9 protein-coding genes are annotated in these 13,867 nt (G+C 73.4%); 2 read left to right on the top strand and 7 right to left on the bottom strand.

The genetic code is table 11. From position 1 onward, the window contains the following. Positions 1–90: 90 nt before the first annotated feature. Together ACFQS1_RS15075 and ACFQS1_RS15070 are read right to left on the bottom strand one after the other, a co-directional pair. A complete protein-coding gene (locus ACFQS1_RS15075) occupies positions 91–1,101 on the bottom strand; it encodes a nitronate monooxygenase (RefSeq protein WP_378968268.1) in 1,011 nt (336 codons plus the stop codon). A gap of 32 nt (positions 1,102–1,133) precedes the next feature. Then, on the bottom strand, positions 1,134–2,045 hold the full coding sequence (locus tag ACFQS1_RS15070) for a patatin-like phospholipase family protein (protein WP_378968266.1): 912 nt from the start codon (positions 2,043–2,045) through the stop codon (positions 1,134–1,136). A 78-nt stretch (positions 2,046–2,123) separates the two neighbouring features. Here ACFQS1_RS15070 and ACFQS1_RS15065 point away from each other — a divergent pair, with 78 nt between their 5' ends. Then, on the top strand, positions 2,124–2,837 hold the full coding sequence (locus tag ACFQS1_RS15065; protein ID WP_378968264.1) for a DedA family protein: 714 nt from the start codon (positions 2,124–2,126) through the stop codon (positions 2,835–2,837). 18 nt (positions 2,838–2,855) lie between these two features. On the opposite strand, the gene argG is transcribed toward ACFQS1_RS15065, so the two are convergent. From argG to ACFQS1_RS15045, 4 genes are all read right to left on the bottom strand, one after another. Next, positions 2,856–4,268 carry an argininosuccinate synthase gene (gene argG, locus ACFQS1_RS15060; protein ID WP_378968262.1) on the bottom strand — a complete coding sequence of 471 codons (1,413 nt, stop codon included), beginning with the start codon at positions 4,266–4,268 and terminating at the stop codon, positions 2,856–2,858. A 33-nt stretch (positions 4,269–4,301) separates the two neighbouring features. Further along, a complete protein-coding gene (locus ACFQS1_RS15055) occupies positions 4,302–9,341 on the bottom strand; it encodes an eCIS core domain-containing protein (RefSeq protein ID WP_378968260.1) in 5,040 nt (1,679 codons plus the stop codon). Between the two features lie 77 nt (positions 9,342–9,418). After that, entirely contained in the window at positions 9,419–10,660 is a 1,242-nt protein-coding gene (locus ACFQS1_RS15050; protein ID WP_378968258.1) for an RNA polymerase sigma factor, read from the bottom strand. Positions 10,661–10,675: 15 nt separating this feature from the next. Further along, positions 10,676–11,032, bottom strand: coding sequence for a YciI family protein (locus ACFQS1_RS15045; protein WP_378968256.1), 357 nt, complete (start codon positions 11,030–11,032; stop codon positions 10,676–10,678). Positions 11,033–12,416: 1,384 nt separating this feature from the next. Between ACFQS1_RS15045 and ACFQS1_RS15040 the strand changes: the two genes are divergently transcribed. Beyond that, on the top strand, positions 12,417–12,782 hold the full coding sequence (locus ACFQS1_RS15040; protein WP_378968254.1) for an SDR family oxidoreductase: 366 nt from the start codon (positions 12,417–12,419) through the stop codon (positions 12,780–12,782). Between the two features lie 30 nt (positions 12,783–12,812). Here the strand turns inward: ACFQS1_RS15040 and ACFQS1_RS15035 are convergent, their stop codons facing one another. After that, entirely contained in the window at positions 12,813–13,724 is a 912-nt protein-coding gene (locus tag ACFQS1_RS15035; protein ID WP_378968252.1) for a LysR family transcriptional regulator, read from the bottom strand. Positions 13,725–13,867 lie beyond the last annotated feature (143 nt).

The raw sequence follows: 13,867 nt of genomic DNA, 5'->3' as shown, positions 1-13,867 counted from the left end.
CCTCCGTTGGGTCATCACCCCTCAGACGGGGCCGGCCGATCGGCCGGTTGCACGTCAGTCCCGAAGGCGGCGACCGGCCCGATCGGCCCGTCAGTCCGGCAGATCGGCGACGAGGCCGGCGATGAGATCGGCGACCGGGCGGGCGCGGGCCGCCGCGAACCCCGTGCCCGCCCAGAGGTTCAGCGCGCTCGGGTCGCCCCGTTTCGCCGCCGCCGCGCGGATCGGGGCGGTCAGGTGGTGCACGGCCGGGTACCCGATCGGGGCGACCGCCGAGTAGGCGTCGGTGAAGCGGTTGCGCAGGGCGCGGGCCGGCTGACCGGTGAAGGCCCGGGTCACCACCGTCTCCCGATAGTCGCCGGAGAGCATCGCGGCGCGCTGGGCCGGGCGGGTGCCGGCCTCGTCGGCGAGCAGGAAGTACGTGCCGCACTGGACGGCCGCGGCGCCCGCGCCGAGCAGGGCGCGCACGTCCGCCGCGGACGCGACGCCGCCGGCCGCGATGACCGGGATGTCGGTGACCGCGCGCACGGCGGCGAGGACCTCGGCGGCGACCGACCCGCCCCGGTAGCCGGCCGGGCTGGTGGTCGAGGCGTGGCCGCCGGCCGCGCCGGCCTGGGCGATCAGGGCGTCCGGCGCCGAGGCCAGCGCGCGGCGCGCCTCGCCGGCCGACGTGACGGTGATGAGGACCCGGCTGCCGGCCGCGCGCAGCGCCCGGGTGACGGCCGGCTCGGGCACCCCGAAGGTGAAGCTGACCAGCGGTGTCCCGTACGCGATCGCCAGCTCCACCTTCGCCGCGAACTCGTCGTCGTCGCCGACCCGCAGCGGGGGCAGGTCGACCTGGTAGCGGTCGGCCTCGTCGCGCAGCAGCAGGCGATACCGCTCGAGGGGCTCGAGGTCGGCGGGCGCCGGCGTCGGCACGAAGATGTTGAGCCCGTGCGGGACGCCGCGCACCGCCCGCAGCTCGTCCTCCACCGCCGCCGGCGTCTTGTATCCGGCCGCCAGGAAGCCCAGCGTGCCCATCTCGGCGGCGGCCCGCACCAACTCGGTGCCGGTCGGCCCACCGGCCATCGGGGCGACGATGACGGGACTGAGGAGGTCGCGCATGGCTGCGACCCTACGTCGGGCGCCGGCGCCGGTCAGTAGCCCGCGTCGTCCAGCGCCTTGGTGGCGAGCTCACGGCCGAGCGCGACCATGTCGCCGGCGCGGTGGAAATCCAGCACCCGCCCGGCGGTGACCGGCACCGCGATGTGCACGTCCGGCGGCAGGCCGGCCATCCGGTACCGGGCGATCATGTCCTGCATCGCGTCCAGCGAGTTGGTGATGACGTCGGCCAGGCGGGGGCCGGCCTCCACGGCGGTCTCCGCCACCTCGGTCCCGGCCGCCGGGTCGCCGTCCTCGGCGCGGTGCTGTATCGCGTGCCGCAGCCGGGCCCGCCACTCGCCCGGGCGCTGCCGTTTGGCCGCGGCGCGGATCGGCGCGGCCGGCTCGTTGCCCGGCCGGCGGCCCAGCAGCGAGACGGCCACCGTCAGATCGGCCGGCGCCGACGCGGTCGGCTCGATCGGCACCGGGTTGAGCAGTCCCCCGTCGGCCAGCACGCGCCCGTCGGCGAGCACCGGCGTGATCAGCCCCGGGATGGCGATCGACGCCCGGATCGCCGAGCGCAGCGAGCCGTTCTGGAACCACACCTCACGTCGGGCGGTGATGTCGGTGGCCACCGCCGTGTACGGGATCGGCAGCTCCTCGATCTGCATGTCGCCGAGGAAGGCGTCGAGGTGATCGATCAGCCGATCGGCCGTGATCATGCCGGGCGCCGACCACTTGGGGGGGTCGAACAGCCGCAGCACGTCGCGCTGCTTGAGCCCGGTCACCCACTGCGTGAACTCGGTCAGCCGGCCCGCGGCCATCACCCCGCCGACCAGGGCGCCCATCGACGAGCCGGCGACCGCCACGATCTCGAAGCCGCGCTCGCCGAGCACCTCGATGACGCCGATGTGCGCGAACCCCCGCGCACCACCCGACCCCAGAGCCAACGCGACCCGCCGCGACACGACCCGATGGTAGCGGCCTTGACCGGGCCTGCAAGATTCGTACGGTCATGGCGACGGACCGAGGAGAGCCGCCACCCGATGTTGAACCACCTGCTGCCACTGATCTCGTCGCCGTGGCTCTATGTGATCATCTTTCTGCTGGTGGCGGTCGACGGCTTCGTCCCGGTCGCGATGTCGGAAGCCGTGATCATCGGCGTGGCCGCGTTGTCGACCGCCGGCTCACCCGATCTCACCGTCCTGGCGGCGGCGGCCGTCGCGGGTGGCATGGCCGGGGACCGGATCTCCTACTACGCCGGCCGGAAGGCGGGCGCGCGGATCAGGAACGGCAAGCTGGCCACCGCAAAGGCAAAGGCAGAGCAGGCTTTCGTACGGCAGGGCAGCGCGGCCCTGGTGATCGGCCGGTTCATCCCGTACGGGCGCACCGCCACCACGCTGACGGCCGGGTCGGTCTCGCTGCCGATGCGGCCGTTCTACCTGGCCAGCGCCGTGTCCAGCCTGCTGTGGGCGGCGTACTCGATCGGCCTGGGCCGCCTCGGCGGCGCGACCTTCGCCGACTCGCCGCTGCTGGCCGCCGCCTTCGGCATCGCCCTCGGGTTCCTGCTCGCCGGGCTGCACGGCGCCGTCAAGCGTCTGGGCTCGCTGCTCGCTCCGATCCTTCGCCGCGCCCGCTTCCCCGCCGGCCGTCGGCCGGTGCTCGCCCCGGCCCTCTTCCGCGCCCGCCGACGGCCGGCACCCGCGCCGGCCGTCGACGACATCGACGCCCTGGAACCCGGCCTGGTCGAGACCGGCTGACCGGAGCGGTCGCGCGCGTCAGTCGGTGCCGGACTCCATGGCGGCCTGGTCGAGCAGGTCGTCCTCGGTGCGGACGGCGCCGCGCGACGCGATCTCCTCGGCGCCGCCGGCCGGCAGGGCGCCGACCAGGCCCTGCGGGCTGCCGACCATGCCGAGGCGGGCGTACTGCTCGAGCTTGGTGCGGCTGTCGGCGATGTCGAGGTTGCGCATCGTCAGCTGGCCGATCCGGTCGGCCGGGGCGAACGCCGGCGCCTCGGTCCGCTCCATCGACAGCTTGTCCGGGTGGTAGCTGAACGCCGGGCCGGTGGTGTTCAGCACCGAGTAGTCGTCGCCGCGGCGCAGCCGGAGGGTCACCTCGCCGGTCACCGCGTTGCCGACCCACCGCTGCAGGGCCTCGCGCAGCATCAGCGCCTGCGGGTCGAGCCACCGCCCCTCGTACATGAGGCGGCCCAGCTTGCGGCCGTCGGTCTGATAGCTGGCCACGGTGTCCTCGTTGTGGATCGCGTTGACCAGCCGCTCGTACGCGATGTGCAGCAGCGCCATGCCGGGCGCCTCGTAGATGCCCCGGCTCTTGGCCTCGATGATCCGGTTCTCGATCTGGTCGGACATGCCCAGCCCGTGCCGGCCGCCGACGGCGTTGGCCTCCAGCACCAGGTCGACCGCCGAGCCGAACTCCTTGCCGTTGATGGTGACCGGCCGGCCCTCGGCGAAGCCGATCGTCACGTCCTCGGTCGCGATCGCCACGTCGGGGTCCCAGAACCGGACGCCCATGATCGGGTCGACGATCTCGATGCCGGCGTCGAGGTGCTCCAGCGACTTCGCCTCGTGGGTGGCGCCCCAGATGTTGGCGTCGGTCGAGTACGCCTTCTCGGTCGAGTCCCGGTAGGGCAGGTCGTGGGCGAGCAGCCACTCGCTCATCTCCTTGCGCCCGCCGAGCTCGGCCACGAACGTCCTGTCGAGCCACGGCTTGTAGATGCGCAGCGACGGGTTGGCCAGCAGGCCGTACCGGTAGAACCGCTCGATGTCGTTGCCCTTGAACGTCGAGCCGTCGCCCCAGATCTGCACCTGGTCCTCGAGCATGGCCCGCACCAGCAGCGTGCCGGTGACGGCCCGGCCCAGCGGCGTGGTGTTGAAGTAGGTGCGGCCGCCGGAGCGGATGTGGAACGCGCCACAGGCGAGCGCGGCGAGGCCCTCCTCGACGAGGGCCGACCGGCAGTCGACCAGCCGGGCGAGCTCGGCGCCGTAGGCGAGGGCGCGGTCGGGCACGGACGTCACGTCGGGCTCGTCGTACTGCCCGATCTCGGCGGTGTACGCGCAGGGCACGGCGCCCTTCTCGCGCATCCACGCGACCGCGACCGATGTGTCGAGGCCGCCGGAGAAGGCGATGCCGACCCGTTCGCCGACCGGAAGAGAGGAGAGAACCTTGGTCACGCTTTAGATTATGCACCATGACGAATTTTCATGCTATCGCGCCGGCGTGCGATCCCGGTCTCGGTCGCCGGGCGTGGCCGCGCCCCGGCCCGGCTCGGGCACCCGCGTGTTGAGCCCGGGCACGGTCTGGCCGATCCGGTTCAGCGATCCCGGCACCCCGCGCGAGTGCTCGGGGACCCGGGCGTCCGCGGCCTGCTCCTTCAGCAGCTTGAGGTAGAGATCCTTCTCCGCGACGAACTCACCGAGCTCGGCCGTCATCGAGCCGGCCGGCACCTGGATGAAGTCGGCCGGCGCCTCGCCGCGCAGACCGACCAGGCGCCCCTCGCGGACGATCATCTTCAGCCGGACCGCGGTGCCCTGGAGCACGGCGACCAGCCCCGGCGGCCCGGCCATGCGGTGCGCCTGCCCGGCCGGGTCCTGGCCGTGCGAGACGCCGACCACGTCGAAGACCTCGCCCTCGGCCGCGCCGCCGGCGAAGCGCACGCGCACCTTCTGGGCCGAACCGCCGGACTGCTCGGCCGGGGCGACCTCCTGGATCGTGCCGATCCGCCGCTCGACCCGCGGATCCAGGAACAGGTCGGTGTTGCGGGCGAGGACCGCGTTCTTGAACGCCATCAGCTCGCGCAGCGCGGCCTCCGCCTCGCCCGGGGGCAGGTTGCCGTAGCCGAGCCGCTCGCCCAGCGCGACGACCTCCGGCGGGATGGGCGGCAGCGGCTCGCCCGGCCGCGGCGTCACCGGCCGGCCCAGCCAGATCACCCTGCTCGCCCCGGAGTGCGCCGCCGTCCAGGCGGCCCAGCCGGCCGTCGCGCCGCCGCCCGAGATCAGGACGACCTTGTTTCGCACCGGGGCGGAGAAGATCGCGTCGCCGTACACCAGGCGGCCGGTGTCCACCAGCACGTTCTCGTGCTCCGGCGTGACCTTCGCCTGCGGTCCGTGGCTCTCCAGCCGGGTGGCCGGGCCGGGGCCGGTCGCGAGGTTGAGGCCCTTGCGGGCGTAGAAGTACTTCGGCTCCCCGGTCGTGTTGCTCCGCACCAGAACCCGGAACGGGGTGTCGTGCGGCCAGCTGCCGTCGCCGGGATTGGCCTCCACCCGCACCTGGGTGCCGCGGTAGGACACCACGCCCGCCTCGTACGCCGTCATGGTCAGCGCGTCGGCGATGTCCTCGGCCCGGCCGAAGCCGGACGCGTCGGCGGTGAACTCCTGCGGCTGCCGGGTCAGCCCGGCCGAGCCCCACTCGCCCGGCGGCTGGCCGATCCGGCCCTGCTGCAGGCCGCCGCTGGCCAGCAGCTGCTCGGCGCGGGCCCGCCACGGCTCGACCTCGCCGGCGGTGATGTTGAGGACCTTCGGCACCTCGGTGACGTCGACGCCCGGCGCGCTGCGCATGCCTCGCGCGGACGGCGTGGTCGCGCCGGCCAGGATGCCGCCCGGACCGCCGCCGAGGGTGAGCACGTCGACCGGGATGTGCTGCATGCCGTCGATGAGCTTCTGCACGGCGGTGTCGCGGGCCGCGAGCCGCTCGAGCGCCGCGCTCACCTCGCGCCGGGCCGACGCGGCCTGCTCCGGGGTCGGCGCGGGCCGGCCGAGGCCACCCGGCCCGGCGTCCAGGCCCTCGACCAGCGTCATCGGCTCGCCCCCGTCCGGCTTGACCGAATAGCTCCGGCGTCCGCTGATCACGTCGACGTCGCCCGGCACGACGTCGGCGCCCTGCTTCGCCATCGCCTCGAGCAGGCGCGGCATCTGGCTGCGCGGCACCTCGTAGAGGCCGGCCTCGAGCTGCCGCATCATGCCGGCCAGCTCGGCCTGGCGCAACTGCGCCGCCTCCGGCCCGGCCAGCCGCAGCTGGATCTCCTCGAGCGGGATCCCCAGCTCCTCCAGCAGTCGCGGCTCGCGCGCGAGGCGCTCGCTCAGCTTGTCGTACACCTCCTGCTCGGCCCGGGTCGCTTCGTTGTCGCGGCGCAGCCCGGCGTCGAGGTCCTCCGGCCGCCGGCTCGTCCGCGCCAGCTCGGCCAGCGCGATGGCCTCCCGCCGGGCCTCCAGCGCACGCCCGGCGGCCTGACCCAGCTTGCCGCCCTGGCCGGCCGCCCAGTCCGTGAACCGCTTCATGAACTTGCCGCGGGCGATCAGGGTCATGGCGACGTACGAGACGAAGCTCTGTCCCGCGATCTCCTCGACCTCGGCGGCCGACAGCCCCTGCCGTCCCCGGCTCTCCCAGACGGCCTTGACCTCCTGCTTGGCGAGTTCGGCCGCGCCCATCACCAGCATCGGGACGCCGTGCTCGACGGCGAGCGCCTGGAGCCCGCCGGCGGCCGCCCAGGCGGTCCGCTCCATCCGGGCGGCGATCTTCGACATCGTGCCGAACAGGAACAGGTTGAACGCGAAGTCGCCGGCCAGGCCGCCGGCGGTCACCTCGTCGGAGAACATCATGGCGTTGCCGGCGGTGAAGGTCACCGCCTCCGCCGTCTGGACCGTCCAGAACGCGGCCGTGGTGCCGAGCTCCAGGCCACCCACCACGCCGCGGGCGATGGCCCCCACGCCCGAAGTCACGAGCATGAGCGCGACCATCGCGATCATCTGGCCGATGAACGCGCGAATCTGGGCGTCGTGCACCGCGTCGGCCACGCGCCGCAGCCACTTCTGCAGCCGCGGGTCCGCGGCCATCCCCTCGACGTCGCCCTTGACCGCCTGCCGGTCGCCACTCTCCCAGCGCGTCTTGGCGTCCACCCACAGGTCTTTCCAATACTGGGCCTCCGCCTTGAGCTGCGCTATCTCGATCACGTCGCCGATGCTCGCGGTCAGGTTGGCCCAGAAGCCGTCGCTGTCGACCAGCGCCTTCCACATCTGCTCGACGTTGTCCAGCCCGCTGTCGATCGCGACCTCGGTCTGCAGATCCGAGACCAGCCCGAACACCTCATCGAGCGACGCGCCGAACGCCTGCGGGTCGTCGGTGGCCTGGGTACGCAACTCGATCATGCGGCCGCGCAGCGCTTCCTCCCGTACGCCCAGGCCGGTGGCGCCCTGCCGCCCGCCCATCCCGGAGATGGTCGCCTGCAGCCCGTGCAGGATCCCCTCCATCACGGTGACCGGGAGCAGCTTGAGGCCGAGCTGGGCGGTGGTGAGCCGCTCCCGGGCGGTGGCGACCAGCAGCGAGGCGCCGGCCGCGCCGGCCAGGCCCTCGGCCACGTCCCGGAACGCCTTGCGGTAGTAGTCGGGCAGGTTCAGGGCGAACGGATCGGCCTTCTCGGCCGCCTTGTCGAGCAGCTCGACGAGGTGCGCGAACCCGGCGCTGACCTCGGTCAGGAGGCCCTCCTGCGCCTCGGCCTGCAGCGTCCACTCCTGGATGCCGGCCGCCGTGCCGCCCGCGAGCTGCCGGCGCCGCTCGGTCAGATCCGCGCGGGCCTTCTCCACGTCCCCCTGCACGCCGAAGCGTTTGGCTCGCGTCGCCACCGCGGTCAGGAGCAACTCGCTGTTGTTCATCGTCACCAGGACGTGCAGCGGCTGGGCCGGGGCGACCGGCCCGAACGGCGCGCCGGCACGGGCCTGGGCCAGCGCGGCCTCGCCGGCCGCCGGGGAGGCGAGCAATTCGCGTACGGGATCGGGCGTGCCCGACGGTGTGGTAGCGCCGGGCTGTCCGACCGGCGCGGTCCCCGCCGCCGACGCGCGGCGCAGCTCCTCCTGCCGGCTCGGCAGCAACTGACCGGACCAGGGGAAGCCGAACAGCCGCCCGGCCGCCATGAGCTGGTACGCCATCTCGGTCGTGCCGTACAGCGCGAGGGCGACCTCCTCGCGCCTGGCGTCCAGCGGCTGCTCCACCCGGACCCAGTAGGTCAGGCCCTCGGCCGGGAGGTAGCTGAGCCGGACCGGCCGCAGCGCCGCGGCCGCGGGTGCCGGGCCGCTCGCCCGGTACGCCGCCAGGTCGACCTCCACCGCGCCGCCGGCGGTGAGGACGTCGGCCGCCAGCGCGTCCAGCGGATGCGAGACCAGCAGGGCACGCGGATCGGGCTCGGGCGCCAGCCCCGGGTCGGTCCGCGCGGCCCGCTCCCAGGCGGCGAGCTGGGCCCGGCTGCGGGCGTCGAGGTACCGCGGGACCATTCGCGCGAGCGACTCCCGCAACCGTCCGATCAGGGCGTCCGAGAGCCCGATGGCGACGTCCGGATACCACACCAGCGGGCCGGTCGACAGCTCCCACATGGAGATGTCGTCCGGTCGCGACTCGGGCGCCATCGCCTGCTGCGTGTGCACCCGGGTGCGGTCGATGATCCGGGCCGCCTCGTCCACGGCGCCGAGCAGCCGGTCGAGCGCCTTGAGCAGATCCGGGCCCCGCGGCAGCGCCAGATCGACCGCCTCGGCGAGCGGCTGCGCCCCGGCGGTCAACTGCAGATGGGGGCTCGGCGAAGCGAAGCCGAACCGGCCGATCGCCGCCCCGATGCCATCGCAGATCTCGGCGGCGAAGTAGGTGCAGTAGCGCTGGTAGTCGGCTGTTTCCGACGGCTTGTCCCGGCTCCACAGCCCGACCGATCGGCGGCCGGTCAACCCGGCGCCCGACTGCACGGCGTGCGCGGCCTCATGCGCGACCAATCGCTGCGCGCCCGGGCCGCTCGCGCTCGCCACGCCGCCCGGAAGGTAGACCTCGGTGCCGTGCGCCGCGCCGTGGACGCCGAGCCGGTCGAGAGTCGCGTCCGCGCCGGCGCGAACCCCGATCGAGCCGAGCAGGGGCCGGAACGCGGGATCGGCCTGCCCGACGACCGAGGCCGGCAGCCCGCCACGGCTCGGCGTGCCCGCCGGCGGACCGGTCGGCTGCGTCGCGGCCGGCGTTGCCGGCGTGGCTGCCGCGGGCGGACCGGTCGGCTGCGGCGTGGCCGGCGCGGCTGCCGCGGGCCAGTCGGGGAACATCCGGCGGGCGAGTTGCTCGGTGCCCTCCTCCGAACCCGCGCGGTGACCGCCGAGCGCGCGGGCGACGGCCGCGTTCGAGACTCCCGCCGGCAGCGCCGCTCCGGCGCCCTCCGCCGGGCGGGAGGACGGCGCCGCCCGGGCCGCATCCGGCTCCCGGTCGAAGGCCCCCTCGTGTCCCTCCACAGCGCCAGCGTCGCCCCACGTGTCAACCGATCCCAGCGCGCGAGGGCAGACTTAGGTGCACGTCGGATAGCCGACGATCAATCGATCTCCCGCAGCCGGCGCCGCAGAAACGCCCGCTCCGGCTCGTTGCCGGCGAGCTCGAGGGCTTGCCGGTACGCGTCCGCGGCCTCCGCCGTCCGGCCCAGCCGGCCGAGCAGGTCGCCGCGAGCGGCCGGAAGAAGGTGATAGCCGGACAGCCGCCGGTCCGCCGTCAAGCCGTCCAGCAGCGCGAGCCCGGCCGCGGGCCCGTCGACCATGGCGACCGCCACCGCCCGGTTGAGCTCGACCAGCGGCGAGGGCGCCACCGTCCGCAGGACGTCGTACAGCGCGACGATCTGCGGCCAGTCGGTGGTCGCGACGGTCGCCGCCTCGTCGTGCACGGCCGCGATGGCGGCCTGCAACGCGTACGGGCCGGGCCGGCCACCGGTCAGCGCCTCGACCACGAGCCGGCGCCCCTCCTCGATCCGGCCGGCGTCCCACCGGGACCGGTCCTGGTCGTCGAGCAGCACCAGCTCGCCGCGGACGTTCACCCGCGCGTCGCGGCGGGCGTCGATGAGCAGCATGAGCGCGAGCAGGCCGGCCACCTCGCGCCGGCGCGGCACCAGGCGGTGCAGGATCCGGGCCAGCCGCACCGCCTCGTCGGCCAGCTCGGGGCGCATCAGGGCGGGGCCGCTCGTCGCGGCGTACCCCTCGGTGAAGATCAGATAGATCACCCGCAGCACCGCCGGCAGCCGCAGCGTCAACTCCTCGCCGCGCGGGACGCGGAACGGGATCCGCGCCTCGCGGATCTTGCGCTTCGCGCGCACCAGCCGCTGCGCCATCGTCGCGTGCGGGGTGAGGAACGCGCGGGCGACCTCCGCGGTGGTCAGCCCGCCCAGGCAGTTCAGCGTCAGCGCGGTCTGCGCCTCCAGCGCCAGCGCCGGATGGCAGCAGGTGAAGAAGAGATGCAGCCGCTCGTCCGGCAACTCGTCCGGATCGGCGGTCTGCGGCGGTGGCGGCTGGTACCGGTCGGCCTCCACCTGGAGCAGGGCCAGCTTCGCGGCCAGCACCCGGTCCCGGCGCAACAGGTCGACCGCCCGGTGGCGGGCCGTGGTCAGCAGCCACGCCGCCGGGCGGTCGGGCACCCCGTCGCGCGGCCACCGCTGCAACGCCGCGGCGACGGCGTCGGCGGCGACCTCCTCGGCCAGGTCGAGGTCACCGAGGGTACGCACGAGCGTGGCCAGCAGGCGCCCCCACTCCTCGCGGAAGACCGCCTCGACCGAGTCGGCCGCCGTACCCATCGATGACCCCCGGCCTCAGGACGCGCTGTCGAACTCCATGATCGGCCGCACCTCGACCGACCCGTACTTCGCGCCCGGGCACTTGGCCGCCCAGTCGATCGCCGCGTCCAGGTCGGGCACGTCGATCAGGTAGTAGCCACCGAGAACCTCCCGCGTCTCGGCGAACGGCCCGTCCGTGACCACCCGCTCACCGTCCTTGACCCGGACGGTGGTGGCCGTCTTGCTGTCCTGCAGCGCCTCGCCGCCGGGGCTGACCCCGGCCTCGCTGATCGCGTTGCTGTACGCCCAGTACTCGTTCATCACCTTCTCGGCCTCGGCCGGATCGGGCGCGCCGGTGGTTTCCTCGCTGTAGATCAGCAACAGGTAACGCATGATGGTTTCCCCTCAGGTCGGGCAGCCGCCGATGGGCCGCTTCCACCGTGACGACGATCGGACCCGGCGTTATCGACAACCCCGGCGAGATTTTTTCTACACCGATTCGCCGAGCGGTGCGGGTCGAGGCCCCATCGCGGTGGCGCTGTCTGTCCTGGAGCGCGCGGGTGTGTTACGCCCGGGGTGCGGTTCGGGTGCTCGCAAGATTGGCAGCGGCCGCGCCGAGCATGCGCCGTTCAGCCGGATCGACGTGCCGCCCGGGGTCAGCCGGGTGACCGCGCATCCGGCGATCCGGGCGTGGTGAGCGAGGGCGCGCAGTGGTGGTGGGGCGCGGGCGCAGTCTGCGGGCGCGGCGGCGCTGGGACGCGGGCGCAGTCTGCAGGCGCGCGGCGGCGCTGGGCGCGTCGGGCGTGGTCGGCACGGGCGCCGCGGTGGTCGGCGAGCCGTTGCCGCGCGGCAGCAATGGGCGCGAGACACGAGAGCCTGCCGATGTGAATACGCCGGCGGTAACCCTTCCGGCACGTTTTCAGAAAAGGGTGGATCACGCGTGGAACGACTCGTCCACCTCGCCGAAGAGCCGCTTTCCGGGCGGGCCGGAATCGCCCCGCGTTCCCCACGGTAAAGCGCGAACTCCCGCGGGTATCCGCCAAGGTGACGGGGTGCTGCTCGCCCGGGACCCGGCTGCGGCTGACAATCTTGCCGAACCAGTTTCGGCCCTCTTTTCGTGACGGGCCGATCCAGCTCGGTCCGCTCCGGCGCGGCCGACCCCGCCTCGTTCCGCTCCATTTCCGCCGGCTCCACCTCGGCCCGTTCGAGCCCGGCCTGCTCGGGTCCGGCCTGCTCGGGTCCGGCCTGCTCGGGCCCAGCCTGTTCCATTTCGGCATGCGCCAACGTGGCTGGCTCGGACTGGGTCTGCACCGCCGCATGCGGCCCGGACTGCGGCGGCGCCGGCGGCCGGTCGTTCGCCTGCTCGGGCGTTGCGGCCACGGGCGCCGCCGCGACCCCTTCCTGCCATGCGGCCCACAACTCCTCGTCGCTCGGGAGATGGCCATAGAGGGAACGCAGCTTGCGGGCATGACGTTGCGTCAAGCCCCACGCGCGATGCCTCTGATGCTCCCGGCGAAATTGTTCGGCCTCGGCGGAATAGTTGCGGCGCTTTGTCGGGTCACGCATCGTGGCCAATTGCGCCGAGGTGAACAACTGCAGCTGCCGCATAAGCCATTCTCCCGCAGCCCTACCCGGCCCGGCCACTATTCGATCACGCTATGTGCGATTAATTCGCAGCGTCAAGCCGCGCGCATTGCTCCGCCGCTGTCTCGGAAAAATCCAGATGTTCCGCAGGCCGTCGATGTGGCCCCTCGGTGCGATCCCCGGCCTACCCAACATGGCCCACGAGAGCGCCTTCAAGTCCTATGTGCTCAACCTCGGCGAAGCGCTGCACCACGAGCTCGCCGCATCCGGCGTCAAGGGCACCGTCATGCTGCCCGGAAACGTCGACACCCCGATCATCGACCGGTTCGGGCTGGACCGGGCGCGGCTGCCGATCAGCCCGACCCCGGCGGGCAAGGCTGTCGACCAGACCGTCCGTGCCCTGCTGGCCGGGCGGGCAACCATCATCCCGGATCGCCGGATGCCTGCGGTCGCCCGGCTGACCCCGCGCGGCGCGTCGATCCGGCTGAACGGGCGCATGCTCGGCGAGGCCGCCGCTAAGCTCGCAAACACCAGAACCGCACCCAGCTCCACCTGCTGACCACACGGTCAGGCGCCGATAACTTGCTGTTCAACCGTGCTTTGCCACGGCGTCGCTCGCGGGGTGCCACATTTCGTAGTTCCCGCATTCCGCGGTGATCTCGGCCGTCGCCTGGGCCGCGGCGACGAAGTCGTCGACCAGCGGCGAGGTGCGTGCGGCCGCGACCGCCAGGCACACCTGGTCGGGCGCGAGATCGGGGATCGGCACATAGCTGATCTCCGGATGTGAGTAGAACACGGACGCCGAACGGGCCAGGAACGAGATGCCCCGGCCGGCCGCGACGTGTTCGAGCGTCTCGTCCACCCCGCGCGCCCGGTATCCGGCGTCGGGGTGCGGTCGCTGGGTGGGCTGCGTGCTCGGGTCGGCATGCCAGACCAGCGGTTCGCCGGCCAGGTCGGCCTCGGTGACCGCCTCCTTGCCGGCCAACCGGTGGCCGGCGGGCAGCACCGCGACCCGTGGCTCGGCATACAGGGGGGTTACGCGCAGGCCGACCTCGTCGATGGGCAGCCGCACATAGCCGACGTCGATGCGGCCGTCGAGCAGCATCGGCGCCTGGTCGTCCCACTCGATCCGCTGCATGTCCACGACCACGTCCGGGTGCCGGGCCTCGAACGCCCGCGCCGCCGGGATGACCGGGATGCCGGCCCGGAAACCGACCACCAGCCGCTGGTGGCCGCCGGCGGCCCCGGAGACCCGGCGGCGGACCGCGTGTGCGGAGGCCAGCAGCGGCCCGGCGTCGGTCAGCAGCTGCCGGCCCGCGTCGGTCAGCACCACGCCGTGGCGATCTCTGGTGAACAGCGCGGCGCCGAGATCGTGCTCCAGCGCTCGGATCTGCCGGCTGAGGACCGGCTGCGCGATGTGCAGCTCCTCGGCGGCGCGCCCGAAGTGCAGCTGGTCGGCCACGGCGACGAAGTAGCGCAGCTTGCGCAGGTCCAGATCCATGGCGCCTCCGATCCGGTGATGTCTTGACGGTATCACCACGGCCGAAAGAAGTCTTGGACAGTCGGTCCGGCCGGTGGCAATCTGAATCCGTACCCGATAGGGCCAAGCGAATTCGGCGCAATTTCGCATCGGAATTCGATGGC

This window comes from Paractinoplanes rhizophilus (assembly GCF_042664765.1).
Taxonomy (GTDB): Bacteria; Actinomycetota; Actinomycetes; order Mycobacteriales; family Micromonosporaceae; genus Actinoplanes; species Actinoplanes rhizophilus.
This window is presented reverse-complemented; position numbering and strand designations above follow the sequence as displayed.